This window comes from Bradyrhizobium sp. LeoB3 (assembly GCF_055456055.1).
The window spans coordinates 20,219-44,759 of sequence record NZ_JBVBEF010000042.1 but is presented as its reverse complement, the minus strand read 5'-3'; the positions used below and the strand labels follow the sequence as shown (position 1 = coordinate 44,759).

Genomic DNA, 24,541 nt, shown 5'->3' with positions numbered 1-24,541 from the left:
GCCCCCATCGACATTGCCGCGTTATTCGACGATGGATTGCCGTCAGATCACTTCGATTTCTTCGCAGGCTCCGTCGGCCGCGCCACGCCCCAGGGATCGTATTTCTCCTTGGGCTCGGGGATGCGTTCGAGCGCGGCCTTGTAAGCCTTCTCGTCGACCTTCGGCTTGCTGTCCTGCTTGCTTCCGGCCGCGTCGCCGCGATGCCGCTTGCCAACCATCTGGGCATGGGCTGGCATCGCCATCAGCGCCAATACCGCCGCGGCGACCGTTAACTTGCGCATTGTTACTCTCTCCCTGCCACTCCGCCCCGGTATCTTCATACTGGAAAACAGCAGCATGGCGTGCCCCGGACCAATTCAGCAATAGTTGATCGATAGCGCGCCGTTCGGGGGCAGCCAAGTTTATTCGCGCAGGGTAAGTACCTCGAATGGGGTGGGACAACGCTCGCATTACATTGCTGTTAGGTTTGGCGGCTACGCTGGCCGGTTGCGGCTTCGTGGATAGCCGCTCGCCGCTGCCAATGCCGGCGTTCTTGCGCTCCAGGGAGGCCGAGCCGCCGCCGCTTGAAGCGCCGCCCGATATCAAGCGGCTGGTCAGCGAAAAACTGGACTCGGTGTTCGTATCGACGTCGCGTCCCGCCAATGTTCGTGTCTCGCAGCCGCTGCATGATCCGCGCGGACTGGGATGGACCGCCTGCGTGCGCGCTGAACTGACATCGGTGATGGGCCAGCCCTTGGGCACGCAGACCTATCGCGTCTTCATCAATGAAGGCGCCATCGCCGACCGCCGCCGGATCGACAGCGACGATACTTGCGCGACGGAGAATTACGAGCCGATCTGATTTCTGTTCGCCGACGACTGAATTGTTCCACCTCGGTACAAGCGCGCGCGCAACGGAACCGATCGCGCCAAGCCAGTTCCTTCGGAACGAAACCCTCCGCGCAGCTTTGTCAGCCGAGAGGGCAGTATCTTATGCGGAGGCGGAACTATGAAGACATTTGCAATCGCTTTGCTGGCCGGCGTCGGCGCGTTGTCTGTCGGCAGCGCTGCCAAGGCCACCGACATCTATAGCACCACGGAGTACAGCAACCCTGAACTCGTGCAGCATGTGCGCATGGTGTGTGACGATGACGGGAACTGCTATCGCACCCGCGGCGGCAGGCGCGTGATCGTCCGCGATTCCTATAACTACATGCCGCGCGAGCGTTACATCGAACGCCGCGAATATCGCGACCGCGATTACTACGATGGCGGCCCGCGCGCGGGTGTCGGCATTCGTACGCCCGGCGGGACCGTGGGTATCGGCGTCGGTGACGATCGCTGGTAAGCACTGAACAAGACAAAAGGGGCCGCCGAACGCATTTCGGCGGCCCCTTTTTGGTGAACGATCCGTTAACATCACCGCTTAAATTGCAGCGCCGAACCAACCGTATTTTGCATTTCTTCCGCTAGCTTTCCGGTAAGCGCGATCACGAGGGGCGACGTTGACAGTCCCTCCATCGCTCACGCACGGGGAAGCGGGGAAAGTGGCCGAGATCGCCGACAAAGCGGTTATTGATCGCGCATCGACCGACGACGCCACGCTGGCGCATGCGCCGGCGAGCGGCAGTCCCGCGCTCGCGCCGCTTGCCGATATTCCCATGAGCCAATGGCGCGCGCTCGCCGAGCACGTGGTCGAGCCGAATGCCTACTACCTGCCGGGTTGGGTCTTGGCGGTGAGCGCCTCCGCTCGCGGCCGCACAGGCGCGCTCGCGCTCAGCGCCTTCAGCGATGCTCCGCTCGCCTATGACGGACCGGCGCGGATGATCGGGCTGTTGCCGGTCGTCTCGCTGTGGCGCGCTTATAAAATCCCCCTGCCCGCGCTGGTGAGCGCACAGCCCTATGGCACGCTGTGCACGCCGCCGCTCGATGGCGACGTCACTGAGGCAGCAGCGGAGCGGCTGATGCAGGAAGCGCGCAAGGCCGGTGCGCATGCGCTGATCCTGCGTGACATGTCGCTGGACGGCAAAGCGATGCGGGCCTTCACCGAAGTGCTGCGGCTGAACGGCATGCGTCCGCGCCTGATGCAGTCATGCCTTCGCGCCTGCCTCGACGCGACGCGCAATGCGGACGAACTGCTGCTCGAAGCACTCGGAACCAAGAAGCTGAAGGAGCTGCGCCGGCTGCGTCATCGTCTCGACGAACACGGCGCGGTGCATTTCGAGGTGACGCGCTCGCCCGATGACGTCGCAGCCGCGCTCGAAACCTTCCTCATCCTCGAAGCCAGCGGCTGGAAAGGCAAGCGCGGCACCGCGCTCGTCCAGCATGATGGCGACGCCACCTTCATCCGTCGCGCCACCGCGGCGCTTGCCGAAACCGGCCAATGCGAGATCGTAACGCTCCGCGCCGGCGACACCGCGGTCGCAGCCGCGATCGTGCTGCGGCACCAGGACCGCGCGTTCTATTTCAAGCTCGGCGTCGATGAGCGCTTTGCCAAATATTCGCCGGGCGTGCAGTTGACGCTCGAGCTCACCCGCCATCTCTGTGGTGATCCGGCGATCCGCTCGGCGGATTCAACCGCGGCGCCCGACCATCCCATGATCAACCCGATCTGGCGCGGGCGCCTTGCCATCGGCGACGTCCTGATCCCGCTGCGGCGACACGATCCGCTCGTGCCGATGATCCATACCGCCCTGGCTGTGCACCGTTTTGCGGAGGAAGCCGCACGTAGCGGTGTTCGGTTCATCAGAAATCGCGGCAAGTCCCATTAGCAATCGTAGCCCGGGTGAAGCGCAGCGTAACCCGGGGCCGCTCGCCCTCGTGAAGCAGCCGTCCCGGTTGCGCTGCGCTCCACCCGGGCTACGGGTCACGGCATTCGTTCGTCCCGCAACTCATTGCAAAGGCGAGTGTGGCGCGGGCAGCATGATGGTCGAGTGCATCTCGTCGAGCAGCGGGCCGCCTTTGCGGAGAAATTCCTGCCATGCCGGATCTTTCAAGGCGTTTGCGCGGGCTTCAACACGCGCATTGAGACTGGGATAAGCCCAGATGTGGCAGACTTCGTTCGGCTGGCCTGCCTCGGTCTGCCAGAGGCCGACGATCTTGGAATATTTTTCGCGCGCCGGGAGCGCCTCCATAAGCGCTTCGAGCCATAGTTTGATCGCGCCGCCCGGCTTGGCGCGATAGTTGCGGAATTCATAGATGTTGCCCGTCGATGCCGGAGCAACCGGTGGCTTCACCGCGTTGAGCAGGCGGATATCCTGACGCTGCAGCAGCGGGCGGATCAGCGGAACATACTCGCCGGTCCAACGCGGATTTTTGGCGAGCTCGCCGCGCAGCCTGCTCCGCTCGTCAAAATCCTTATAGCTCCACAGGTGCATGACCTGATTGAGTGGACCGATCTCGGTCGTCCAATAGCCTTCGAGCTTGCCGTAGTCATCCTTGCGGATGTCGCGCGACACGGTGCTCGCTGCTTTCACCACCTCGCCGAGGGTGCCGGGCTTCACCGTGTAGGTCCGCAGCTCATAGAGCATGACGTTCTCCCAATTTTCTTTTGACGTTTTTTGGTTCGTAGCCCGGGTCAAGCGCAGCGTAACCCGGGACTCTCGAAGACGCTGATGCAGGTGTCCCGGGTTGCGCCACGCTCCACCCGGGCTACGGGCGCTACTCCGCCGCCTCGGCGTTGATCTCGGCCGATACCTGGCGGATGGCGCGGGCGAGTTGCTCGGCCGGCTGCGCGCCGGAAACCGCGTATTTCTGTGCGAACACGAAGGTCGGCACGCCGGAGATGCCCTTGTCGGACGCCTCCTGTGCCTGCGACGAGATCAACGCGACATCTTCATCGGTTGCGAGGCGCCTGCGCACGTCATCGGCATCGAGCCCGACATCCGCCGCTGCCTGCACCAGCACGTCGATGTCGGTGAGGTAGCCCCCGTCGCGGAAGTAAAGCTCCATCAGCCGCTGCTTCATTTCGGCGGCCTTGCCCTTGGCCTCCGCCCAATGGATCAGCCGATGGCAATCGATGGTGTTGGGCTGGCGCTTGACGAGATCCGGGTGATAGGTCAGCCCCTCCTCGCCCGCGGCGGCGACAACGCGCCCGGCGATGCCCTTGTAGGCCTCGACCGAGCCGAACTTCGCGGTGAGATATTCGTCGCGGCTGATGCCCTCGCGCGGCACCCAGGCGTTGAGGAAGAACGGGCGCCAGCGCACTTCAACCGGCACATCCGGCACCAGCTTGAGTGCATTCTCGATCCGCCGCTTGCCGATATAGCACCAGGGGCAGACGACGTCGGAAACGATGTCGAGGCGAAGCGGCTTCAGGGTGCTCATCGGGCGTTCCTCCGCTGGAAAGACGCAGAGATAAGCCGCGAAGGGAACCCCGACAACCCGCTATTTCATGGCGTCAGCCATCTGCTTCAGCCGCTCGGCGGTCAGATCGTCGGCGGGAAAGAAGGTTTCCAATGCCAGTTCCGACAGCGTGATATCGACCGGCGTGCCGAATACCATGGTGGTGGAGAAGAAGCTCAACACCCCGCCATCGTGGCGCAGCTTGAGCGGGATCGCGACATTGTCCGGCGGCAGCGGCCCTGAGCGTGCCGGGATCGGATAGCTCTTCAGGTCCTGATAAAGCCTCAGCAATTCCGGATCGGCCGTTGCCTCGCATTGCCGGTGCAATCGCTCCAGGAGGTGTCCGGTCCATTCGGCGAGATTGACCGTGCGTGCCGCCAGCCCTTCGGGATGAAAGGCAAGCTTGAGGATGTTGAAGGGCTGGCCCAGTAGCCGCTGCGGAATGCCCTCGAGCAGCGGGGCCACCATGCGGTTGGCGGTGACCAGATTCCAGTGGCGGTCATAGGCCAGCGCCGGGTTCGGCTCATGCGCCTTCAACACCAGATCGATCGCCTGCCGCGCGGATTTCAGCGCGGGATCGTCGAGCGAGCGCTGCGGGAAGGCCGGCGCGAAACCGGCGGCGACCAAGAGCACGTTGCGTTCACGCAAGGGCACCTCCAGCCGTTCGGCCAGCTTCAGCACCATTTCGCGCGACGGCGCGGCGCGGCCCGTTTCCACGAAACTCAAATGGCGCGCCGAAATATCCGCCTCGATGGCGAGATCGAGCTGGCTCAGATGGCGGCGCTGCCGCCATTCGCGCAAGTGCTCGCCGACATGGATCGGCCTGGTTGGTTCGGCCCGCGCCGTGGCTGCATGTGCGTTCATGGAATGAAAACTACCACGCGGCCTTCGGCCATTCCATTACGTCCGAGGTAATCGAAAGCTCCTACTTGCGAGGTAATCGAAAAGGCGCGCGGACCGGATCATCTTCGAAGGGCACGAGGAGATGACCATGAGACCCGACCCGAGCCCCTTCCCGTCCGCCGCCGACATCGCCACGTGGCTGCTCAATCTGGCGACATCGCTGATCGCGCGTTCGCTGCAGCTACCGGAACCGCTGGTCTACTCGACCGGCGTCTACGTCGTGGCGCAGGTGCAGGCCGCCGAGACCAGGGCGGCGAAGCGGCTCTGTCCATTGCGCCTCATGCGTCAGCTCCGCCGGCTGTTCCGCTGAACCATCAACCAGGCTGCAAGCTTTCACCAACCGGCTCCAAAAAGGACGGCCGCCCTAAGCGTTCACAGCGGCCGCTCTTTCTGGCGTTAGAGCTCAGGCGCTAGCGTCTTCGCCGCGCCGAAACCGCTCGCCCTTGCCGAGCATCACGCCCTGCGCGCCGGCGATACCGAACTCGAGGCTGGCAGCGATCCGCTCCGCGCGTTCGATGAAATGCGCGGCCGCCTCCGGCGGACAAAGCTCCTGCGCGGTCTGTTCGAACAATTCGAGCCAGCGGTCGAAATGACCGGCGTCGACCGGCAGCGGCAGGTGTTTTGCCATCGGCGTGCCGTGATAGCGGCCGGTCATCAGCGCGACCGACGACCAGAACGCGCACATTTGCGACAGATGCGGCCCCCAATCCCGGATGCGTGCTTCGAACACCGGCCCAAGCACCGCATCGGCGCGGACCTTGGCGTAGAAGCCGTGCACGAGGTGCTCGATCATGGCCTCGGTGATGCCGGTCTTGACGACGATGTCGGCCGTGATCTGCTCGCGCCGCTCTGCCCCTGTCATGCCGGCTCTCCTCAAATAGGTATTCTAAATACCCATTTAGGGCAGTATGGCTGGTTCGCAAAACCGGATTTTTGCGGGGCTCCCATGCGCCTCACTCTGTTCACCGATTTCGCCCTGCGCGCCCTGATGCGGCTTGCGGGCGAGCCGACGCGCTCGTTTGCGACCACCGAGATCGCGGCCGAATTCGGCATTTCGCGCAATCACCTGGCAAAGATCGTGCGGAACCTTGCGGATAGCGGCTTCATCACCACCCAGCGCGGGGCCCGCGGCGGTTTTGCGCTGGCGCGGCCGCCGCAGGCGATCACGCTCGGCGAGGTCGTGCGCGCGCTGGAGAACGACCAGGCGCTGGTCGAATGTTTTCGTGAGGATGGCGGCGCCTGCGTGCTGACGCCGCGCTGCCGCCTGAAGGGAAGACTGGCCGCGGCGCGCGAAGCCTTCTTGCGCGAGCTCGATGCAACGACGCTCGCCGAATGCGCCTATCCGGCGCGGCCAAAGGCGGTCAAGCCAATCTAGGCGTGTAGCGCCGTCGCTGAGCTCTTGCGCTTTCCGGCGACTACCTTCTTGCCGGCAGGCTTGGGGCGGCCCGAGCCGTTCAGATACTTGCCGTTGACCTTGCCGTTCTTCTTTTTCGCCTTTTCTTTGGCTTTGTCTTGAGCTTTGGCCTTTTCCTTGGCGACCTTCTCGGCCTTCCGCTTCGCCTTGCGCTCGGCTTTCTCCTTTAGCCTGAGCCGTTCCGCCCGCGCCTCGGCGCGCTTCTTCTTGCGTTTCTTCTCGCAGGAATCGCACTTGCAGCCGATCGGCTTCAGATAGGCTTTGAAATAATCGGTGCCGTAGTCGTAGTTGATCTCCTCGCCGGGCTCGATGTTCTTGATGGCGCGGATATAGATCTTGCGCTTGCGCGGCTTGACGTCGGATTCCGAATTCGGCTTGCAGGAATGATTGATATAGCGGGCGACGTTTTCGCGGATCGAGCCGTCGATGGTCCACCGGTTGGTGAGCTCGAACAGATATTTGTTCTCGATCTCGTCCTCTTCCTTCTTCTTGGAATCCAGGAGCGGCCCGAAATAGCGGATGATCCTGCTACCCTTCTTGATCGGCTTGGTGGCGAAAAGGCCGAGTCCGGTGCGGGAACGGCCGACGCGATAGGGTTTATTGGGCGATATCGAGGGCATGGTAATGTTGAATGAACGGACGCTTCGCACGAGCGACGGCTGTGCGGAGCCGCTCTTCTAGGACAATTCAGCGCCGCTGTCAGGTGTTTCGCGCTTGCCGTTGAAGCTTGCCCACAATGAACGCGTCCGAATAAAGCATGATCCGGTCAAGTGGGAAGCGGCTCTCCGAAAAGATCACGCTCAAACAAGGAGATGAGATCACCATGTCATCGCGGTTCCGCTATGAAGGCTTGCATGATGAAGCTTGTCATAATGCATGCGTATTCGCCATCCTGCTGGCCGGCAGTCTTGCCCATTCAAACACCCAAACATTCAGCAGCAACTACACGTCGACGGCGCCAAAAGACTGCCGCGCGGTGGGTAAACCAACCAATCTCAACCATTTTAGTTGGCCGGTGGACGGAAGGCCGAACTGTGCAGCATCGCATCCAGCAGTGTCTCGGCCGATGTGCCCTCGGGCAGCCGCTTCAGGACGTCGGACAGGCGGCCGTCAAGCAGCAGCGTGGTGAAGCCGTGCACCAGCGACCAGGCACGCACGATCGCAGCAGCCTGGTCGAGCGACAGCTTCTGCTCTTCGATATGCTCGTGGCGGCTTTCGCCGACCGCACCGGCAAGGCCGCCGAAGGCGGCGCTTGCGGCCTCGTGCAGCGAGGGTCTCGACATGTCGAGCCGCTCGGTGCGGAACATCAGGCCGTACATGCCCGGATGCGCCTGCGCATAGGCGATATAGGCCTTTGCGCGCGCCAGCCCCTTCTCCGCAATGGTGGCGCCGCCTGCGACGGCGGTGCGCATCGCATCGTTGAACTGGCGGAAGCCGATGGCGGCGAGCTCGCTGAGCAGGCCGGTCAGGTCGCCGAAATGATGCGTCGGCGCGGCGTGCGAAACCCCGGCCTCGCGCGCCACCGCCCGTAACGTCAGCCCGGCCAGCCCGTCGCGCTCGAGCACGCGCTCGGCCGCCGTCAACAGCGCCTCGTGCAGCGCGCCATGATGATAGGGCGCCTCGCCCGACCGGCGCTGCCGGCGCGCCGGCCTCGCGGCCGCTTGTTTCGCCGTTTTCCGCGTTCTCGCCGGCGACGCCTTCGCCTTGTTTTCTCTCGACAATCTCGTCATGCGAATCCTTATAGGCGGCAATTTTGACACTGTAAAGATTTTGCTTGACGGTCGGCAGCGCCACCTGTATCCATATCTTTACAACGTAAAGATAACATGGAGGGAGTGACGATGCTTGATCAGGCGATCACTGAGACACCGCGGACCAACCTGGCGCCGATCCCCTTTGAGGCGGACGCGCCATTCCTCAGGATATCGGGCGAGCTGCCGCGCGAACTCAACGGCACGCTCTATCGCAACGGGCCCAATCCGCAATTCGAGTCCCCCGGCGCGCATTGGTTCGTCGGCGACGGCATGCTGCACGCATTCCATCTCGAGAACGGCCGTGCCAGCTATCGCAATCGCTGGGTCCGCACGCCGAAATGGCAGGCCGAGCATGATGCCGGCCGCGCATTGTTCGGCGGCTTCGGCCGCAAGCTGTCGGATGCGCCGCCGTCGACCACCGCTGACGGCGGCGTCGCCAACACCAACATCATCTTCCATGCCGGCCGCCTGCTCGCGCTCGAGGAAGGCCATCTGCCGACCGAGATCGAGCCCGGCTCGCTGAACCGGCTTGGCTATTGCGACTATAGCGGCGCCATCCAGGGCCCTTTCACCGCGCATCCCAAGATCGACCCGAAGACCGGCGAGCTCGTGTTCTTCGGCTACAACGCCGCAGGACCCCTGACCCCTGCCCTTTCCTTCGGCTCGGTCAATTCGTCCGGTGTGGTCACGCGCTTCGCGCGTTTTGAATCGCCCTATGCCAGCATGGTGCACGACTTCATCGTCACGGAGAACCATCTGCTGTTTCCGATCCTGCCGGTCACCGGCAGCATGGAGCGGGCGATGAGGGGGAAAGCGCCATATGCCTGGGAGCCCGAGAAAGGCGCCTATGTCGGCGTGATGAAGCGGAGCGCCTCCGCGCAGGACATCACCTGGTTCCGCGCCGAGAGCTGCTACGTCTTCCACGTCGTGAACGCCTGGGAGGAAGGCAGCCGCATCATCGCCGACGTCATGCAGTTCGAGGAAGCGCCGCTGTTCAACCATCCGGACGGCTCGCCGACGGACCCGAAGAAGAACCGCGCGCGCTATTGCCGCTGGACCTTCGATCTCGCCGGCAATACCGACCGTTTCACGCAAACCTATCTCGACGACCTCACCGGCGAATTCCCGCGCATCGACGATCGCCATACCGGCTATGCTTTCGCCCATGGCTGGTACGCCTGCGCCAATCCTGCACTGCCGATGTTCGGCGCGCTCTCCGGCATCGTGCATGTCGATGGCACGGGCAAGCGCCGCGGCCACTATCTGCTGCCCGCCGGCGACACCATCTCGGAGCCGGTGTTCGTCGAGCGCGGGAGCGATGCGCCCGAGGGCGACGGCTGGCTGCTCGCAGTGGTCTGGCGCGCCCGGGAAAATCGCAGCGACCTCGCCGTGTTCAACGCGCGCGACGTCCAGGCCGGCCCGATCGCACTGGTCCATCTCGGCCACCGCGTACCCGATGGCTTCCACGGCAATTGGGTTGGCGCGAATTGAGCCCGCACGCCCGCTCTCCCGTCATTCCGGGGCATCGCAACGCGATGAACCCGGAATCTGGAGGTTGTGGGCTCGAGATTCCGGGTTCGCGCGCCCCGGAATGACACTGTCCTAAACGACTGACATCATTCCGATTTATCCGACATCGCCTTCATTTTGACACTGTAAAGATTTTGCTTGACGGTTTCTCGCAATACCTCTAGCTTATCTTTACATTGTCAAGATCAGCACGGAGAGGCGGCCATGACGATTTTCCTCATCCTCGCCCCCTATGGTGCCTTCGCAACCCTGCTGCTGGTGACGTCGGCGACTGCCAGCCTGTTTGCCGCCGCCGCGATTTGCCTCGCGGTCATCGCATTCGACGTGATACGCGGCCTCTCGATCAAGATCCTCGGCGTCGGCTCGGTGATCACCTTCGCTGCGATCGGCCTCTATGTCGCCTTCGTCGATCAGCACCTCGGCACCGCGTCGGTGAGGTTCGCCGTCGACACCGGCATCTTCCTGGTTTCGCTCGGCTCGATCCTGGCCCGCCGCCCCTTCACGCTGCAATATGCGCGCGAAGTGGTCGACGGCAACACAGTGCAGCAACCCGGCTTCCTGCGCGTCAACTACGTCATCACCTGGGCCTGGACCATCGCCGCGCTGCTGATGATGGTCGGCAACATCGCCATCGTCTACATGCCGAGCCTGCCGCTGTGGAGCGGGCTTCTGATTGCGTTCGCCGCGCGCAATAGTGCCGTCTTCTTCACCAAGTGGTATCCGCACTACCGGATGACGAAACACGGCACCCATCCGGTCAACGCGCTGCCCAGCGCGAACTGAGTGTTGCAGGGGACATCGCGATGAAGGACGTCTTCGCAAAGCTCGCTTCCGACTTCTTCTCGACCATCGTGTTCCTGGCGGTCTATTTCGCCACCGATAACGTTCTGCTCGCGACGGGGATCGCGATTGCCGGCGCGATCGCACAGGTGGTGCATTCCCGCATCAAGGGCGAGACGCTCGGCTTCATGACCTGGGCCAGCCTTGCGCTGGTGATCGTGCTCGGCAGCGCCACCCTGCTCACCCACGATCCGCGCTTTGTGCTGGCAAAGCCGGCGATCGCGCATTTCGCGATCGGCGCGATCATGCTCAAGCGCGGCTGGATGCTGCGCTACATGCCGCCGATCGTGGTCCAGACCATTCCGGAATATGTCACCCTCGCCGGCTATGCCTGGGCGGCACTGACGTTCGCGATCGGCGCCGGCACCATCGCAATAGCCGCGACCGGCGACATCAAGCTATGGGCAACCTATGTGACACTGGTCGCCGCCGGCTTGAAGATCGCTGCCTTCGCGATCCAATACGTCCTCTTCCGCAACATCGTGACGAGCCGGCTGCGCGCGGCGGCCCGCGCTTAATGATCGCAGGGCGAAAATACAGCGTTGGGCTTGCGCGCCTGGATAGGCTATACCGCCGTGCGAGTTGCATCTTAACCTCGGGGAGACAGGCATGGCGGTGGACGGAAACTGGAATCTCACCATGAGCACGCCGATGGGCGATCGTCAGGCGACACTGTCGCTGAAGAACTCGGGCGGCACGCTCACGGGCACGCAGGGCGCCGAAGGCAGCTCGGCCGAGATCTTCGACGGCACCGCCAACGGCGACGATGTCGCCTGGAAGGTTTCCATCACCAACCCGATGCCGCTCACGCTCGAATTCACCGGAAAGGTGACGGGCGACAGCATCGCCGGCGAAATGGGCATCGGCCCGATGGGCAGCTTCCCGTTCACGGGGACAAGGGCGTAAAGCGGCGCCATTATTGGCGCGGCATTTGCTGCAAACTCAGTCGTCATACGCGGGCTTGACCCGCGTATCCATCTCCTTTGAACGATGGATGGCCGGGTCAAGCCCGGCCATGACACATCGTGAGATCGCAACGACACCTCAGCCCAGGTTCAATTCCTTGAAGAAGTCGTTGCCCTTGTCATCGATGATGATGAAGGCCGGAAAATCCACGACCTCGATGCGCCAGATCGCTTCCATGCCGAGCTCGGGATATTCGACCACCTCGACCTTCTTGATGCAGTGCTCGGCGAGGTTCGCCGCGGCGCCACCGATCGAGCCGAGATAGAAGCCTCCGTGCTTCTTGCAGGCTTCGCGCACCGCCGGCGCGCGGTTGCCTTTCGCCACCATCACCATCGAGCCGCCGGCGGCCTGGAACTGGTCGACGAAGGAGTCCATGCGCCCGGCCGTGGTCGGACCGAACGCGCCGGACGCGTAGCCATCAGGAGTCTTGGCCGGACCGGCATAATAGACCGGATGGTTCTTGAAGTAATCCGGCAGCGGCTCGCCCTTCTCCAGCCGCTCGCGCAATTTGGCGTGCGCGGAGTCACGTGCGACGATCATGGTGCCGGTCATCGATACGCGCGTCTTGATCGGATGCTTTGAGAGCGTAGCCAGGATATCCTTCATCGGCTGATTGAGATCGATCTTGACGACGTCGCCGCCAAGCGACTGCTCGACCTGCGGCAGATACTGCGCGGGGTTATGCTCGAGCTCCTCCAGGTAGACGCCGTCCTTGGTGATCTTGCCGAGCACCTGGCGGTCCGCCGAGCAGGAGACGCCAAGCCCGATCGGCAATGAGGCGCCATGGCGCGGCAGCCGGATCACACGCACGTCGTGGCAGAAATACTTGCCGCCGAACTGCGCGCCGACGCCGAGAGACTGCGTCATCTTGTGGATTTCCTGCTCCATCTCCAGATCGCGGAACGCATTGCCGTCGGGCGAGCCATGCGTCGGCAGCGCGTCGAGATAGCGGGCGGAGGCGAGCTTCACCGTCTTCACGCAGAGCTCGGCCGAGGTGCCGCCGATCACGATGGCGAGGTGATAAGGCGGGCACGCCGCGGTGCCGAGCGTGAGGATCTTCTCCTTCAGGAATGCCAGCAGCCTATCCTTGGTCAAGACAGACGGCGTCGCCTGGAACAGGAAGCTCTTGTTGGCAGAGCCGCCGCCCTTGGCCATGAACATGAACTTATAGGCATCATCGCCCTCGGCGTAGATCTCGCACTGCGCCGGCATGTTGTTGGCGGTGTTCTTCTCCTCATACATCGACAGCGGCGCCACCTGCGAATAGCGCAGGTTGCGGCGCAAGTAGGCGTCGCGCGCGCCTTCCGACAGCGCCGCCTCGTCATGGCCCTCGGTGATGACGTTGCACCCCTTCTTGCCCATGATGATCGCGGTGCCGGTGTCCTGGCACATCGGCAGCACGCCGCCGGCGGCGATATTGGCGTTCTTGAGGAAATCGAACGCCACGAACTTGTCGTTGTCGCTGGCTTCCTTGTCGTCGAGGATATTGCGAAGCTGCTTGAGGTGCCCCGGCCGCAGGTAATGGTTGATCTCGCCGAAGGCGGCCTCCGACAGCGCCCGCAGCGCCTCGCGCGACACCACCAGCATGTCCCGTCCCAGCACCTTCTCGACCCGCACGCCTTCCGCCGTGACCTTCTTGTACGGCGTCGTGTCCTGCCCCAGCGGGAACAACGGCGTGTGCTTGTAGGGCGGAACAGGCTTGGACTGGTCGGGGAAAGCGGTGGGAGCGTTCATGGGCATGATCTCGGGTTGGGGCCGGAACGTCGGCCCGGCATCTAGAGCCGTTCTAAGCATTTTTGCCGTAAAGGAAAGGCGTGGGAACGCTAGCCAGCGATCCGGGGCACCTGCGGTCTCGCGCAGGCCTGGCCGCTGCATATTGACGCAACCCGCTCGACCCTGCATTGAACCCGTGTGGTTTTCCATGCCGGCAGGGGGGCATCCGTGACCAGAACACTCGTATTGCGTCTTCGAGGCGCAGCGCTCGCCGCCGTGCTGGGGCTTTTCTCCGCCCTCGCCGCATTGCCGGCACACGCCGACCAGTGCGACGACATCGCCAAGCAGCTCGCCAGCCAGATCGACGGCCTCAAGGTCAACTTCAAGGCCGCCAACATCGTCTATCTGACCCATCCCGCGACCAGGGAATTGTCGCTCGGCTGCCGCGGCAAGAGCTACTCCATCGAGCTCTATGCCAAGGGCGACCGGAAGCCGAAGCCGGAATTCTATCAACTGGTCAGCTCGGCGGCGGCGATCATCTTCACCGTGCCGAAGGACGACACCACAACCGGCGCCACGCGCTGCCTGAAGCGCATGGGCCTGTTGCGCGGCGACAAGGTCAGCATGCGCTTCCGCCGCCTCAACATGGACTGCACGCGCACCAAGACCGAGGCATCGATCGCGATCACCCGCGGCAAGGACGAATAGCGCTTGCGCGACCTGCTGACCGGACCGAGCCGTTGCGTTATCATGCTTTCCCCGGGATGCGGTGAGGAAGAACGATGCCTGACAGCAAAACCTATACCGGCGGGTGCCATTGCGGACAGGTGCGTTTCGAATGCACCTCCGATCTTGCCATGGTGACCAATTGCAACTGCTCGATCTGCACCAAGAAGGGCCTGCATTTCGCCTTCCTGCCGCCGAGGAGTTTTCAGCTCCGCGCCGGCGAGGAGAACTTGAAGGAATATCTCTTCAACCGGCACGCCATCCGCCATCAATTCTGCATCGATTGCGGCGCCGAGGTGTTTGCCTACGGCAAGAAGCCCGACGGCACTGATGTGGTGGCGCTGAACGTGAGCTGCATCGACGGCATCGAGTTGTCGAAGCTCGCGATGACGCCGTTCGACGGCAAGAACAGTTGATGTCGTTTCATGCACCGTCATGCCCGGGCTTGTCCCGGGCATCCACGTTCTTGGCAACCGAAACCGTGGATGGCCGGGTCAAGCCCGGCCATGACGAGCGGATAGAGCGACGCTTCAAAGATCCAGTTCCTTGTACCGGCGGAAAATGCCCTGCTCGTTGAACGGAATCCGCCGCTCGCTTGCCAGATAGGACTTGATGTTCGGCCGCTCGGCGACGCGATCGCGCAATTCAACCAGGCGGGGAATGTTCTCCTCGAACGCCTGCATGTGCTTCGGGAAGGCATAACGGAGGCCCTCCACGATCTGGAACAGCGACAGATCGACATAGGTCAGGCGGCGGCCGCTGACGTAAGCACCGCCATTTGCCTCCACGATATCTTCGAAATAGCCAAGATATTTCGGCACCCGCTCCTTCCAGAATTCCGTGGTGCGCTTCTTCGCCGGCGCCTTCTGGTCCTCGTAATAAAGGCTCGGCCCGAGCGGGTGATGGGTGTCGTGAACTTCCAGCACGAGATCGGCGATCGTGAGCTGCATTTGATGCACCCAAAGCCGTGCCGCTTCGGCCTTCGGCGCCAGGCCATGGCGCGCGCCGAGAAAGAACAGGATATTCGCAGTCTGCCCGATCACGAGCTTGCCGGCCTTGAGGAACGGCGGCGCGAAGGGCGGTGTGCTCTTGCCCGCTTCCATCATCGCCATCATCGCGCTTGTGCCGCCTGCGCCACGCGCCACATCGTCATAATCAGCACCCGCATCCTCCAGCGCGAGTCGCACATATTCGCCGCGGCCCTGGATGTCGGGCCAGTAGTACAATTGATAGCGCATGGACGATGCCTCCCCAGTGACAAGCTCATGACAACACCACACTCTGTGGCCGGCGCTCTGCTGCCCCGTGATCGCAATTGTTTGCAAACGCGCGACGATGTTAGCCTGTTCCGATCTTGGAACATCCGATTCCCGATCGGATAGGAGAATATTGATGGCGGATAGCAAGAAGAAGCGCGGCGCTGGTGATCGCGCGCGGATCGCGTTGGGCGAAGCTTATGAGGTCGCCTACTGGTCAAAAAAGTTCAAGGTCACGCCGGCCGAGCTGAAATCCGCCGTCAAGAAAGTCGGACATTCCGCCAAGAAGGTGGAAGCCTACTTCAAGGAGCAGAAGCACCTCGCCGCGGACCGTGCGCGGATTGCGGTAAGCGAGCCCTATGAAGTGCGCTACTGGTCCAAGAAGTTCAAAGTCACACCGGCCAAGTTGAAGGCCGCGGTCGCTGCCGTAGGCCATTCGTCGAAGAAAGTCGCGGCCTATGTGGCGAAGAAGAAAACAGCTCCCAAGAAGGAAGCAAAGAAGAAAGTCGCGAAGAAAAAAGCCACCAAGAAGGCCGCCTGAGCGCTTGCTGGAGCATGGTGGGATGAGGTCGAATCGTGTCCGCGATGGCGCTGCGTCCCTTCACCTCTCCCGTAGGGAGAGGTCGGCGTGTAACGCCGGGTGAGTGGATTTGCTCTATCGAGGGGCCGCACCCCCTCACCCGCGCCTTCGGCGCGACCTCTCCCTAGGGAAGAGGTGAACTTGCGGCGAGACTGATTCAGCCAAGAGACATCACGCGCTGGCGCATGATCCGATTGGATGGAATCGGATCATGCTCCAGGCGGCCGAGATTGGCGGCATGGACTTCAGTTCACGGCGAAGCAGTACAGCAAGCCGTCGCCGCCGGTGCTCTTCAAGTCAGCCTGCGAGCAGCCACCGTCGGGGCCGCGCGAAGGATGCGACGAGTTCCAGGACTTCGATGGCTCGTCGTCGCGCAGGCCGATCCGGTCGGAATGGCCGACGATGGCGGTGCCTTGCGTGCTGCTCGTCCAGTTCTTGCAGGTGCGATCCTCGCCGGCGGCAAACGCCGTGCCGTCCGCTTGCGAGCCGGTCAGCACGTCGTGACGGTTCGGCGTGTCGCCGCGGCCGTTGATGACCTCGCCTTTTTCGGAAAGCGCGGTCTGCTTGGTGAGATTGTTGCCGGCGCTGTGGAGCTCGGCGACGTCCTTGGCCACCACCACGCCCTTCACATTCTGCCACGGCCCTTTGCCGATGCGGTCGCGCGCGTTTATGGCCGGCTGGCCGTCGGCCGCCTGTGTCGAGAGATAGGCGTGCCAGGTTTTCGGCGCGCCGAAGCCCGCCGCCTGCGCCAGCGTCTGGCAATGATTGTCGGCACCCGCAAGCCCACCGAGATTACCGCCATTGCCGATGCCGTTGCTGGTCAGGAAGAAGCTCGCGTTGGCCGACTGCGCCTGCGCCGGTTGCAGCGCGAAAGCGGCGAGTGCGAAACATGTCGGCACGATGATGGCACGGATATTCATTTGCTCCTCCTGATTGTTCTTGGCTTCCGACATCAACCCGTAGCGGCACTGATTATTCCGACGCTGTGACCGCGAAAATGAATCGCGCAAAGCAAAAGGCGCTGCGGAATGAACCGCAGCGCCTCGATGTTACGTTATCTAGCGGACGATCAGTTCGCCTGCTGGATCGCCGAGAGTTCCCAGTCGCTGCCGCGCCGGCGCACGAAGGTCCAGACCTCCGTCACTTCCTGCGGCTGCTCGCTGCCGGCGACCGGCCGGCTGGTGGTGCGGTCGAGCGTCTGGTCGACCAGCGAGAACCGCATCGCCACGGTGGCGTAATCGGACTCGCCCTCGCGCCAGGCTTCGGCAAGATCGCCCTGCAGCAGTTTCACATTCGTCACCTTGTTGACGACGTTGCGAGCCTTGTTCTCCTCCAGGTCCTTGGAGAAGTAGGAGACCATTTCGGGCGTCGCGAGCGAGTGCAGCTTGCCGACATCCTCATTTGACCATGCAGCCTGGACCTCGCCGAGCAGGCGCTCGAAGGCCTCATAGTCGGCCGGCGCGATTTCCAGAGGTGCGTTGGCCGATCCGAGGCCGAAACCCATGCCCGAGCGATAATTCGGCTGTGGGCCCACGCCGGGTGCAGGTGTCGGTCCGCCGGCATAGGCGGCGGCCGGTGTCTGGCGGCGCTGCCACCACGACATCGCGAGCCGCACCACCAGCACGATCAGGCCGATCTGCAGCAACAGGCCGAGGATCGACGTCAGGCCGCCGAGGCCGGAGAGTAGGCCACCACCGAACAAGAGGCCGAACAGGCCGGCGCCGAGGAAGCCCGCGGCGAGGCCGCCGAGCAGGCCGCGGCCCATGCCGCCCCGGTTGAACAGGCCGCCCGAATTCGCGGCCGGCGAGTTCATGCCGGTGCCAGGCTGGCTATAGGTGCGGTTGAACGGTTGCGTCGCGCCGGGCGCCGTGTTGGTGCTGGGCGGCGCGGAAAAGCTCCGCGAGCCGCGGGAACCGGAGCCGAAGCCGCCGCCGGCGCGAGCGTCGGCCGCCGAGATGCTGATAGCCGTGAGGGGCAGCGCCAGCGCGATCGCGACCGCGATAGCCCGAACAATTCCGCGCGTGTGTTGCGTGAAATTCATCTGTGTTTCCTTGAATCCCCGAAATGGGGAAAGTGGCACTAAGATGGGCACGGCCGCCCAAAAGGGAAGCCGTAAACGGGAACAACCACTGCGGCCCTCAGTCGCGGGGATGTGACAAAAGCCCGTCTTTTCACGGGTTTTAGCGGCTTCTTAACCCTGTCATTGCGACCGGAGCGAGGCGCTGCAGACTGCCACTACGGAGGGCAGGTTGCTTCGTCGCCTCCCCTGGCGATGACGTTATTGCAGCGTCATCGTCTCCTTCACGGCAGCGACGAGCTGCGTCAGCGTGAAGGGCTTTGGCAGGAAGGCGAACTGCTGGTTCTCCGGCAGGCTCTTCTCGAACGCATCCTCGGCATAGCCGGAGACGAAGATGATCTTCAGATCCGGATTGCGGCTGCGCATCTCCTTCAAGAGCGTCGGGCCATCCATCTCGGGCATCACCACGTCGGAGACGACGAGGTCGATCTCGCCATTCTTCTCGTCGAAGGCTTCCATCGCCTCGACGCCGTTGGACGCCTCGATCACGCTGTAGCCGCGCGAACGCAAGCCGCGGGCGTTCAGTGAACGCAGACCATCCTCGTCCTCGACCAAGAGGATCGTGCCCTGCCCGGTCAGGTCGGGTTTCGGCTTCGGCGGCTCGGCTGCCGCTTCCTTGGCCGCGCCATTGGTCGGCTGCGGCTCCGGCGCGACCTCCTGCTCGGGCCGGTGGCGCGGCAGGAAGATGCGGAACGTGGTGCCCTCGCCGGGCGTGGAATCGACATATACGAAGCCGCCGGTCTGCTTGACGATGCCGTAGACCGTCGACAGGCCGAGCCCCGTGCCTTTGCCGACCTCCTTGGTCGAGAAGAACGGCTCGAAGATCTTGTCGATGATCTCAAGCGGAATGCCGGTGCCGGTATCGGTGATGTCGATCCGCACATAGTCCGCCGCGGGCAGGCCCTTGTAGGCGAGCTGGCCCGCTTCCTCCGCCGCCACGTTCTGGGTCTTGATGATCAGCTTGCCGCCATCAGGCATCGCATCGCGCGCGTTGACGGCGAGGTTGACGACCACCTGCTCGAACTGGGAGACGTCGACCTTCACCGGCCAGAGGTCGCGCCCGTGCACGAGGTCGAGCTTCACCTTCTCGCCGATCAGCCGGCGCAGCAGCATGGTCAGGTCGGATAGTGCGTCGCCGAGATCCAGCACCTGCGGCCGCAGCGTCTGGCGGCGCGAGAAGGCGAGCAGTTGCCGCACCAGCGTCGCCGCGCGGGTCGCGTTCTGCTTGATCTGCATGATGTCCTGGAACGACGGATCGGTCGGCTTGTGTGCGTTCAGCAGGAAATCGTTCGCCATCATGATGGCCGACAGCACGTTGTTGAAATCGTGCGCAATGCCGCCGGCCAGTTGGCCGACCATATCCATCTTCTGCGACTGATTGATCTGGTTTTCCAGCGTGCGCCGCTCGGTGGTCTCGAGCATGTAGACGATCGCGGCCTCGGCATCGCGCTCGTCCTCCTCCACCGCGGTGATGAAGAACTGGCCCCAGCGTTCCTTGGCGCCGTCGAGCATGACCTCGACCGGCGCGATGTCGCCCCTGCCCTCGGCGGCCTGGTTGATCGCCGCGATCACCAGGCTGCGGTCGCGCGGATTGACCGCGCGGAAGATCGACTTGGCGGCAGCACCATCCGCACTCAGGCCTTGCGCCAGCTTGGCATAGCGCGCATTGGCGCGCACGACATTGCCGCCGCGGTCGACGGTCGCGATCGCCATCGGCGTATGGTCGAAGAAGCGCATGAAGCGCACTTCGGCGGCGCGCTCGGGATCGTGATGCTCGTCGCGGGCGCGGCTGATGACGAGCGTGCGCGAGGCCCCGCGCGCGCCGTCGGCGCCGAAGGCGAGCTTGTGATAGAGCCGCACCGGCATCGGCTTGCCGCTGCGCATCCTGAGATCGATGTCGAAGACTTCGGTCTTCACCTCACCCGGCGCCGGCACGATCGAGGTCAGCAGCGCCGCGCCGTCGCCGGACACGATGTCGGTGAGCTTCAAGCCGCCCGAGCCGATCTCGGCGAGGTCGTAGTCGAGCCAGTTCGCGAGCGTCGCGTTGACATAGGCGATCTCGCCGGACGGCGTGACCGAGAAGAAGCCGCAAGGCGCGTGATCGAGATATTCGATCGCGTGCTGCAGTTCCTTGAACACGTCTTCCTGGCGCTCGCGGTCGCGGGTGATGTCGGCGATCGACCACACCGCATATTTCTGTTCGCGCTTGCTCTGGCCGAGCGGGCGCACCCGCATCCTGAGCCACCGCCCCTGGAGGCCGTCATGGCCGGCGATACGGACCTCCTCCTGCTGCCGCTTGCCTTCGCGCGCGGCCTTGAGCAGGCGGAACACGGCCTCGGAGACATCCGGATTGCCGATGAAGACGCGCTCGACCGGCCGCACCTCCTGCGGGCTCGAAGCCCCCGTCAGCGCGAAATAGGCGGCATTGGAATAGACCACCTGTCCGTGCGAATCCGTGACCGCCAGCCCGTCATAGGCGTGGTTGGCGATCCGGCCCATCACGGGGTCGTCGGTGGAACGGTCGGAGAAACGGACGATTCCGGCGGCAAAGGCGAAGAGGCTGAACAGCCCGACCATGGCGAGCAGCGCCAGCACGCCAAGGATATAGGGCTGTGCCTGGCCGCGGCCGATCGTCATCAGCGCGACCGCCACCGCGACGAGGCCGGCCGCCACCAGCAGCACCAGAACAATGCTGCCGCTCCGCCGCGCCGGTTCGTGGGCCACGAACGGCTCGGCAGCCTGGTTGTGATCGGTCTCGGCGGTCATTGACTGAAGCTGCCCGTCGGCGGTGAAGGCGCGCAGATTCGCCCGTCCTCCTGAGTGCCTCAATCGGAGCTTGGAGCGCAAGTCCATCAGGCCGCGATTTCCCAGGTTAAGCCCATCTCAGGCCGCTTTCGTTCCATTCCCGGAGCCCCATGCCGCGTCAGCTTCGCTGTCCCGACAGCCCGCGACGCTTCAAGCCCATGACGTAGCCGATGATTTCGGCGACCGCGTGATAGTGTTCGACCGGAATTTCCTCGTCGATATCGACGGTTGCATAGAGCGCGCGGGCCAGCGGCACGTTCTCGACGATCGGGATGTCGTGATCCTTGGCGATCTCCCTGATCTTGAAGGCGATGATGTCGACACCCTTGGCAACGCAGACCGGCGCCTGCATGTCGCGGTCGTAGGCGAGCGCCACCGAATAGTGGGTCGGGTTGGTGATGATCACGCTCGCCTTGGGAACCGCGGCCATCATCCGCTTCTTCATGCGCTGCTGCCGCAACTGGCGGATGCGCCCCTTGATGTGCGGATCGCCTTCCGACTGTTTGAACTCCTCCTTCATCTCCTGCACCGACATCTTCTGCCGCTCGTACCATTGCCGGTACTGGAAGAAATAGTCGGCGATCGCGACCGCGGCGAGCATCGCCACCACAGCGCCCAGCAGGTGCAAGGTCAGGCTGGTGGTGGCGGGCAGGATCGAGGCGACGTCGATTCTAAGCAGCGATTCCAGCCGGTGCCACTCCGGCCACAGCACCGCCGTCATGACCGCGCCGAGCGCGACGACCTTGAAGATGCCCTTGAGGAAATTCGCCGCCGCCTGCTTGCCGAAAATGCGCTTGAAGCCGGCGCCGGGCGAGATCTTGCTGAATTTCGGCGTCAGCGACTCCGTCGACCACACCAGGCGGTGCTGGATCATGTTGCCGGCAATCGCCGCCAGCATCAGCATCAGCAGCGGCACGCCGATTGCCGCGATGACAGCGATCACGAGCGTCTGCATCAGCGACATCAGCCCCGGGCCGTCGGTCCTGATCATCCAGGAATTGGCGATCAGGTTGCGCAGCGGCGTCAGGATGCCTGCTGCCGTCGAGGTCGAGAAGGTCGACAGCACCAAGGTGCCGCCAGCGATCACGAACCAGGTGTTGACCTCCTGGCTCTTGGCGACATCGCCCTTCGCATGTGCGTCATCGAGACGTTTTTGCGTAGGGTCTTCTGTTTTGTCGTCGCTATCCTCGGCCATCGCGCTTCCTTAATGGCGGCTTCCTATTTCAGCGGCGTCAGTTGGTGCATGACGCCGATGAAGTATTCGAGATAGGTCCCCATCATCGCCGCGATCACCACGGCGAGGATCAGGAACCCGGCGAGGATCGAGAGCGGCACGCCGACGAAATAGACCTGCATCTGCGGCATCAGCCGCGCCAGCACACCAAGCCCGATATTGAAGACGAGACCGAATACGAGAAACGGCGCCGACAGTTGCAGGCCGATCTTGAAGGCTTCCGCGAAGGCGCGCGTCGCCAGCGCCGCGACGTCGCCGGTCGGCATCGTCGCGCCCGGGGAGAAGATCTTGTAGCTCTCGTTCAGCGCCGCGAGCACCAGATGATGGGTGTCGGTCGCAAACAACAGCGTCATGCCGAGGATCGTGAGGAAGTTGCCGATGAGCTGGCCCTGCTGGCCCTGCGTCGGATCGATCGCAGTGACGAAGCCGAGCCCGAGCTGTTGGGCGATCACCGAGCCCGCGACTGCAAGCGCCGACAACGTCACGCGCGCGGTCGCCCCAAGCACGATGCCGATGACGATCTCGTGCACCATCAACACCATCAGCGACGTCACCGACGTGATGTCGACATGATAGTCGGCGCGGTGCAGCGGCAGGATGATCAGCGTCAAGAGCAGCGCGATCCCGAGCTTGATTCGCGCCGGGATATTGCTCTCGCCGAATCCGGGCAGCAGCATCACCATCGCCCCCATGCGCGCAAACACCAGCACGAAGGTCGCGGCGAGCGCCGGCAGCAGGGATACGTCGATGCGCATAATTTACGCACAGTGCATTAACCGCCGATGATTCGCGACGATATCCGCAGCATGTGGGCGTGCATCGCGTCAGCCATGAACGGCAGCGCCAATAGCATTGTCACGAAGATCGCGAGGATCTTCGGCACGTAGATCAGCGTCTGTTCCTGGATCTGCGTCAGCGCCTGGAACAGCGACACGATCACGCCGACCGCGAGGCCGACGATCATCAGGGGCGATGACACCACCACGATGGTCCAGATCGCATCGCGCGCCACGTCGAGGGTTTCAGCACCGGTCATTTTCATTTCCTCTCTGTCTCCCCTCATGGTGAGGAGGCGCGCAGCGCCGTCTCCGGACGATGCTTCGCGTCGCCTTGGGAACCATGAGGCCCCGATCTCGCCCGTGGCCATCCTTCGAGACGCCGGCTGCGCCGGCTCCTCAGGATGAGGGGCGAACTAGATCGGCATCTTCATGATGTCTTCATACGACTGGATCACCCGGTCCCGCACCGACACCAGAGTTGAGACCGCGACGTCGGTCTCGGCGACCGCGGTCACCACGTCCATCACATTGGCCCGGCCCGAGGTCATCGCCACGGTCTGGGCGTCGGACTTGCGGCCGGCATCCATGACGCTGCCGATGGCTTCCTTCACCAGCGCGCCGAACGAGGGGCCTGCGGTCTCGCCGCCCTTCTCGGCACCGCCCCGCTCCATCATGCGGGCGAGACTGGCATAGGCATTGGCGGCAACTGTCGGTGTGGCCATGTTGGATCGCTTCCTGTTTCTTAGGACTTGAGGATATCGAGCGTGCGCTGGATCATCCGCCGCGTCGCGCTGATGATGTTGAGGTTCGCCTCATAGGAGCGCTGGGCGTCGCGCATGTCGGTCATTTCGACCAGCGGATTGACGTTGGGATATTTCACGTTGCCGGTCGCATCCGCCGCCGGATTGCTCGGCTCGTATTTGACGCGGAACGCCGACTGGTCGGGCCGCACTCTGCCGAGCGTCACCACCTTGGCATCCAGCGTCCGGTCGAGTGCGGAGGAGAAGGTCGGCACCTTGCGGCGGTAGGGATCGCCGCCCGCGGTCTGCGCCGTCGAATCGGCGTTGGCGATATTTTCCGAGATCACCCGCATCCGTCCGGCCTGCGCGCGCAGGCCGGAGGTGGCAATCGTCATCGAGCGGGCGAAATCGCTTCCATCGTCGGCCATGATCCCTTCTCCCTAAAAACCTGTCAGCGCCTGCCGATGGCGGTTTTGATCAATCCGAGGCTGCGGCTGTAGAGTGAGGTCACCGCCGCATAGTCCATCTGGTTGGCGGAGACCTTCAGCATCTGCTCTTCCAGGTTGACGGCGTTGCCGGCCGGCCTGGTCATGAAGGCGTTCTTGCCGCCGTCATGGTCGAAATTCTCCGGCGCGCCGGAGGCCGCGATATGGCCGGAGGCGGTCCGCATCATCGGCAGCGTGCCCATCGATCCGCCGACCGGCGCGCCATTGCGGCCGAAGGTCGGCTCGACCAGGTCGCGCGGCCGAAAGTTCGGCGAATCCGAATTGGAGACGTTCTCGGCCAGCACCCGCTGGCGCTCCTGATGCCACTGCATCTTGGTGCGCAGCGCCGACAGGATCGGTAGATCGTTGATGGCCATCGCCGCGCCCCCGTTAACCTCTGGGGCCGTCCCCGAGGT

General features: G+C 63.5%; 30 protein-coding genes. 12 read left to right on the top strand and 18 right to left on the bottom strand.

What is annotated here, in order from left to right:
* Positions 1-47: 47 nt before the first annotated feature.
* Positions 48-281: a hypothetical protein gene (locus ACZXDY_RS24880; protein WP_464347297.1), complete on the bottom strand. Its 234-nt coding sequence runs from the start codon at positions 279-281 to the stop codon at positions 48-50.
* A gap of 173 nt (positions 282-454) precedes the next feature.
* On the opposite strand from ACZXDY_RS24880, the gene ACZXDY_RS24875 reads away from it, so the two are divergent.
* The 3 genes from ACZXDY_RS24875 (at position 455) to ACZXDY_RS24865 (ending at position 2,750) form a co-directional block, all read left to right on the top strand.
* Positions 455-841 (top strand): hypothetical protein, encoded by a 387-nt coding sequence (locus tag ACZXDY_RS24875; protein ID WP_464347296.1) that lies wholly within the window; start codon positions 455-457, stop codon positions 839-841.
* Between the two features lie 147 nt (positions 842-988).
* Positions 989-1,327, top strand: coding sequence for a hypothetical protein (locus ACZXDY_RS24870; RefSeq protein ID WP_028163520.1), 339 nt, complete (start codon positions 989-991; stop codon positions 1,325-1,327).
* Between the two features lie 199 nt (positions 1,328-1,526).
* Positions 1,527-2,750: a GNAT family N-acetyltransferase gene (locus tag ACZXDY_RS24865; protein WP_464347295.1), complete on the top strand. Its 1,224-nt coding sequence runs from the start codon at positions 1,527-1,529 to the stop codon at positions 2,748-2,750.
* A 120-nt stretch (positions 2,751-2,870) separates the two neighbouring features.
* On the opposite strand, the gene ACZXDY_RS24860 is transcribed toward ACZXDY_RS24865, so the two are convergent.
* The 3 genes from ACZXDY_RS24860 to ACZXDY_RS24850 form a co-directional block, all read right to left on the bottom strand.
* Positions 2,871-3,509 (bottom strand): NIPSNAP family protein, encoded by a 639-nt coding sequence (locus ACZXDY_RS24860; protein ID WP_028163522.1) that lies wholly within the window; start codon positions 3,507-3,509, stop codon positions 2,871-2,873.
* A 130-nt stretch (positions 3,510-3,639) separates the two neighbouring features.
* On the bottom strand, positions 3,640-4,305 hold the full coding sequence (locus ACZXDY_RS24855) for a DsbA family oxidoreductase (RefSeq protein ID WP_464347294.1): 666 nt from the start codon (positions 4,303-4,305) through the stop codon (positions 3,640-3,642).
* Positions 4,306-4,365: 60 nt separating this feature from the next.
* Positions 4,366-5,187 carry a helix-turn-helix domain-containing protein gene (locus ACZXDY_RS24850; protein WP_464347293.1) on the bottom strand — a complete coding sequence of 274 codons (822 nt, stop codon included), beginning with the start codon at positions 5,185-5,187 and terminating at the stop codon, positions 4,366-4,368.
* A 127-nt stretch (positions 5,188-5,314) separates the two neighbouring features.
* On the opposite strand from ACZXDY_RS24850, the gene ACZXDY_RS24845 reads away from it, so the two are divergent.
* The gene (locus ACZXDY_RS24845; protein ID WP_464347292.1) at positions 5,315-5,536 is read left to right on the top strand and encodes a hypothetical protein; all 222 of its coding nucleotides are present in this window, start codon (positions 5,315-5,317) and stop codon (positions 5,534-5,536) included.
* Positions 5,537-5,629: 93 nt separating this feature from the next.
* On the opposite strand, the gene ACZXDY_RS24840 is transcribed toward ACZXDY_RS24845, so the two are convergent.
* A complete protein-coding gene (locus ACZXDY_RS24840) occupies positions 5,630-6,088 on the bottom strand; it encodes a group III truncated hemoglobin (RefSeq protein WP_464347291.1) in 459 nt (152 codons plus the stop codon).
* 84 nt (positions 6,089-6,172) lie between these two features.
* On the opposite strand from ACZXDY_RS24840, the gene ACZXDY_RS24835 reads away from it, so the two are divergent.
* Positions 6,173-6,601: an RrF2 family transcriptional regulator gene (locus ACZXDY_RS24835; RefSeq protein ID WP_028163527.1), complete on the top strand. Its 429-nt coding sequence runs from the start codon at positions 6,173-6,175 to the stop codon at positions 6,599-6,601.
* Here ACZXDY_RS24835 and ACZXDY_RS24830 read toward each other — a convergent pair.
* Both ACZXDY_RS24830 and ACZXDY_RS24825 read right to left on the bottom strand, forming a co-directional pair.
* Positions 6,598-7,260, bottom strand: coding sequence for an SET domain-containing protein (locus ACZXDY_RS24830; RefSeq protein ID WP_464347290.1), 663 nt, complete (start codon positions 7,258-7,260; stop codon positions 6,598-6,600). The genes ACZXDY_RS24835 and ACZXDY_RS24830 overlap by 4 nt on opposite strands.
* Before the next feature lie 384 nt (positions 7,261-7,644).
* Positions 7,645-8,370 carry a TetR/AcrR family transcriptional regulator gene (locus ACZXDY_RS24825; protein ID WP_464347289.1) on the bottom strand — a complete coding sequence of 242 codons (726 nt, stop codon included), beginning with the start codon at positions 8,368-8,370 and terminating at the stop codon, positions 7,645-7,647.
* Between the two features lie 111 nt (positions 8,371-8,481).
* On the opposite strand from ACZXDY_RS24825, the gene ACZXDY_RS24820 reads away from it, so the two are divergent.
* The 4 genes from ACZXDY_RS24820 to ACZXDY_RS24805 all read left to right on the top strand — a co-directional run bounded on the left by ACZXDY_RS24820 (position 8,482) and on the right by ACZXDY_RS24805 (position 11,670).
* Positions 8,482-9,885 (top strand): carotenoid oxygenase family protein, encoded by a 1,404-nt coding sequence (locus tag ACZXDY_RS24820; RefSeq protein ID WP_464347288.1) that lies wholly within the window; start codon positions 8,482-8,484, stop codon positions 9,883-9,885.
* 243 nt (positions 9,886-10,128) lie between these two features.
* The gene (locus ACZXDY_RS24815) at positions 10,129-10,707 is read left to right on the top strand and encodes a hypothetical protein (RefSeq protein ID WP_464347287.1); all 579 of its coding nucleotides are present in this window, start codon (positions 10,129-10,131) and stop codon (positions 10,705-10,707) included.
* Between the two features lie 20 nt (positions 10,708-10,727).
* Positions 10,728-11,282 (top strand): inner membrane-spanning protein YciB, encoded by a 555-nt coding sequence (locus tag ACZXDY_RS24810; protein WP_464347286.1) that lies wholly within the window; start codon positions 10,728-10,730, stop codon positions 11,280-11,282.
* A 91-nt stretch (positions 11,283-11,373) separates the two neighbouring features.
* Positions 11,374-11,670: a hypothetical protein gene (locus ACZXDY_RS24805; protein WP_028163534.1), complete on the top strand. Its 297-nt coding sequence runs from the start codon at positions 11,374-11,376 to the stop codon at positions 11,668-11,670.
* A gap of 138 nt (positions 11,671-11,808) precedes the next feature.
* Here the strand turns inward: ACZXDY_RS24805 and ACZXDY_RS24800 are convergent, their stop codons facing one another.
* On the bottom strand, positions 11,809-13,464 hold the full coding sequence (locus ACZXDY_RS24800; RefSeq protein ID WP_464347285.1) for a fumarate hydratase: 1,656 nt from the start codon (positions 13,462-13,464) through the stop codon (positions 11,809-11,811).
* Positions 13,465-13,671: 207 nt separating this feature from the next.
* On the opposite strand from ACZXDY_RS24800, the gene ACZXDY_RS24795 reads away from it, so the two are divergent.
* A complete protein-coding gene (locus tag ACZXDY_RS24795) occupies positions 13,672-14,151 on the top strand; it encodes a hypothetical protein (protein ID WP_464347284.1) in 480 nt (159 codons plus the stop codon).
* A gap of 74 nt (positions 14,152-14,225) precedes the next feature.
* Entirely contained in the window at positions 14,226-14,585 is a 360-nt protein-coding gene (locus ACZXDY_RS24790) for a GFA family protein (protein ID WP_028163537.1), read from the top strand.
* 114 nt (positions 14,586-14,699) lie between these two features.
* On the opposite strand, the gene ACZXDY_RS24785 is transcribed toward ACZXDY_RS24790, so the two are convergent.
* The gene (locus ACZXDY_RS24785; RefSeq protein ID WP_464347283.1) at positions 14,700-15,407 is read right to left on the bottom strand and encodes a glutathione S-transferase; all 708 of its coding nucleotides are present in this window, start codon (positions 15,405-15,407) and stop codon (positions 14,700-14,702) included.
* A gap of 154 nt (positions 15,408-15,561) precedes the next feature.
* Between ACZXDY_RS24785 and ACZXDY_RS24780 the strand changes: the two genes are divergently transcribed.
* Positions 15,562-15,966, top strand: coding sequence for a DUF3606 domain-containing protein (locus tag ACZXDY_RS24780; RefSeq protein ID WP_464347282.1), 405 nt, complete (start codon positions 15,562-15,564; stop codon positions 15,964-15,966).
* 284 nt (positions 15,967-16,250) lie between these two features.
* Here the strand turns inward: ACZXDY_RS24780 and ACZXDY_RS24775 are convergent, their stop codons facing one another.
* The 9 genes from ACZXDY_RS24775 to flgB form a co-directional block, all read right to left on the bottom strand.
* The gene (locus ACZXDY_RS24775; protein WP_464347281.1) at positions 16,251-16,925 is read right to left on the bottom strand and encodes a lectin; all 675 of its coding nucleotides are present in this window, start codon (positions 16,923-16,925) and stop codon (positions 16,251-16,253) included.
* 149 nt (positions 16,926-17,074) lie between these two features.
* Positions 17,075-18,046: a Tim44 domain-containing protein gene (locus ACZXDY_RS24770; RefSeq protein ID WP_028163541.1), complete on the bottom strand. Its 972-nt coding sequence runs from the start codon at positions 18,044-18,046 to the stop codon at positions 17,075-17,077.
* Between the two features lie 237 nt (positions 18,047-18,283).
* Complete coding sequence (gene cckA / locus ACZXDY_RS24765) at positions 18,284-20,848, bottom strand: cell cycle histidine kinase CckA (protein ID WP_464347280.1); 2,565 nt, start codon at positions 20,846-20,848, stop codon at positions 18,284-18,286.
* A gap of 157 nt (positions 20,849-21,005) precedes the next feature.
* Positions 21,006-22,082, bottom strand: coding sequence for a flagellar biosynthesis protein FlhB (flhB, locus tag ACZXDY_RS24760; RefSeq protein ID WP_028163543.1), 1,077 nt, complete (start codon positions 22,080-22,082; stop codon positions 21,006-21,008).
* Positions 22,083-22,105: 23 nt separating this feature from the next.
* Positions 22,106-22,876 (bottom strand): flagellar biosynthetic protein FliR, encoded by a 771-nt coding sequence (fliR, locus tag ACZXDY_RS24755; RefSeq protein WP_028163544.1) that lies wholly within the window; start codon positions 22,874-22,876, stop codon positions 22,106-22,108.
* Positions 22,877-22,893: 17 nt separating this feature from the next.
* Complete coding sequence (gene fliQ / locus ACZXDY_RS24750; RefSeq protein WP_464347279.1) at positions 22,894-23,157, bottom strand: flagellar biosynthesis protein FliQ; 264 nt, start codon at positions 23,155-23,157, stop codon at positions 22,894-22,896.
* Between the two features lie 156 nt (positions 23,158-23,313).
* Complete coding sequence (fliE, locus tag ACZXDY_RS24745) at positions 23,314-23,622, bottom strand: flagellar hook-basal body complex protein FliE (protein ID WP_028163546.1); 309 nt, start codon at positions 23,620-23,622, stop codon at positions 23,314-23,316.
* A 20-nt stretch (positions 23,623-23,642) separates the two neighbouring features.
* The gene (gene flgC, locus ACZXDY_RS24740) at positions 23,643-24,068 is read right to left on the bottom strand and encodes a flagellar basal body rod protein FlgC (RefSeq protein WP_028163547.1); all 426 of its coding nucleotides are present in this window, start codon (positions 24,066-24,068) and stop codon (positions 23,643-23,645) included.
* Positions 24,069-24,091: 23 nt separating this feature from the next.
* Positions 24,092-24,502, bottom strand: a complete 411-nt coding sequence (gene flgB, locus ACZXDY_RS24735) for a flagellar basal body rod protein FlgB (RefSeq protein WP_028163548.1) — start codon at positions 24,500-24,502, stop codon at positions 24,092-24,094.
* Between the last annotated feature and the right edge of the window lie 39 nt (positions 24,503-24,541).

Coding starts and splice junctions, on each gene's coding strand:
- ACZXDY_RS24880 (WP_464347297.1), bottom strand. CDS start 281: ATGCGCAAGTTAACGGTCGCCGCGGCGGTATTGGCGCTGATGGCGATG.
- ACZXDY_RS24800 (WP_464347285.1), bottom strand. CDS start 13,464: ATGAACGCTCCCACCGCTTTCCCCGACCAGTCCAAGCCTGTTCCGCCC.
- ACZXDY_RS24810 (WP_464347286.1), top strand. CDS start 10,728: ATGAAGGACGTCTTCGCAAAGCTCGCTTCCGACTTCTTCTCGACCATC.
- cckA (WP_464347280.1), bottom strand. CDS start 20,848: ATGACCGCCGAGACCGATCACAACCAGGCTGCCGAGCCGTTCGTGGCC.
- ACZXDY_RS24850 (WP_464347293.1), bottom strand. CDS start 5,187: ATGAACGCACATGCAGCCACGGCGCGGGCCGAACCAACCAGGCCGATC.
- ACZXDY_RS24815 (WP_464347287.1), top strand. CDS start 10,129: ATGACGATTTTCCTCATCCTCGCCCCCTATGGTGCCTTCGCAACCCTG.
- ACZXDY_RS24830 (WP_464347290.1), bottom strand. CDS start 7,260: ATGCCCTCGATATCGCCCAATAAACCCTATCGCGTCGGCCGTTCCCGC.
- ACZXDY_RS24845 (WP_464347292.1), top strand. CDS start 5,315: ATGAGACCCGACCCGAGCCCCTTCCCGTCCGCCGCCGACATCGCCACG.
- ACZXDY_RS24835 (WP_028163527.1), top strand. CDS start 6,173: ATGCGCCTCACTCTGTTCACCGATTTCGCCCTGCGCGCCCTGATGCGG.
- ACZXDY_RS24780 (WP_464347282.1), top strand. CDS start 15,562: ATGGCGGATAGCAAGAAGAAGCGCGGCGCTGGTGATCGCGCGCGGATC.
- ACZXDY_RS24860 (WP_028163522.1), bottom strand. CDS start 3,509: ATGCTCTATGAGCTGCGGACCTACACGGTGAAGCCCGGCACCCTCGGC.
- ACZXDY_RS24805 (WP_028163534.1), top strand. CDS start 11,374: ATGGCGGTGGACGGAAACTGGAATCTCACCATGAGCACGCCGATGGGC.
- ACZXDY_RS24790 (WP_028163537.1), top strand. CDS start 14,226: ATGCCTGACAGCAAAACCTATACCGGCGGGTGCCATTGCGGACAGGTG.
- flgC (WP_028163547.1), bottom strand. CDS start 24,068: ATGGCCGACGATGGAAGCGATTTCGCCCGCTCGATGACGATTGCCACC.
- ACZXDY_RS24775 (WP_464347281.1), bottom strand. CDS start 16,925: ATGAATATCCGTGCCATCATCGTGCCGACATGTTTCGCACTCGCCGCT.
- ACZXDY_RS24825 (WP_464347289.1), bottom strand. CDS start 8,370: ATGACGAGATTGTCGAGAGAAAACAAGGCGAAGGCGTCGCCGGCGAGA.
- ACZXDY_RS24870 (WP_028163520.1), top strand. CDS start 989: ATGAAGACATTTGCAATCGCTTTGCTGGCCGGCGTCGGCGCGTTGTCT.
- ACZXDY_RS24840 (WP_464347291.1), bottom strand. CDS start 6,088: ATGACAGGGGCAGAGCGGCGCGAGCAGATCACGGCCGACATCGTCGTC.
- ACZXDY_RS24855 (WP_464347294.1), bottom strand. CDS start 4,305: ATGAGCACCCTGAAGCCGCTTCGCCTCGACATCGTTTCCGACGTCGTC.
- fliE (WP_028163546.1), bottom strand. CDS start 23,622: ATGGCCACACCGACAGTTGCCGCCAATGCCTATGCCAGTCTCGCCCGC.
- fliR (WP_028163544.1), bottom strand. CDS start 22,876: ATGCGCATCGACGTATCCCTGCTGCCGGCGCTCGCCGCGACCTTCGTG.
- ACZXDY_RS24820 (WP_464347288.1), top strand. CDS start 8,482: ATGCTTGATCAGGCGATCACTGAGACACCGCGGACCAACCTGGCGCCG.
- flgB (WP_028163548.1), bottom strand. CDS start 24,502: ATGGCCATCAACGATCTACCGATCCTGTCGGCGCTGCGCACCAAGATG.
- ACZXDY_RS24770 (WP_028163541.1), bottom strand. CDS start 18,046: ATGAATTTCACGCAACACACGCGCGGAATTGTTCGGGCTATCGCGGTC.
- ACZXDY_RS24785 (WP_464347283.1), bottom strand. CDS start 15,407: ATGCGCTATCAATTGTACTACTGGCCCGACATCCAGGGCCGCGGCGAA.
- flhB (WP_028163543.1), bottom strand. CDS start 22,082: ATGGCCGAGGATAGCGACGACAAAACAGAAGACCCTACGCAAAAACGT.
- fliQ (WP_464347279.1), bottom strand. CDS start 23,157: ATGACCGGTGCTGAAACCCTCGACGTGGCGCGCGATGCGATCTGGACC.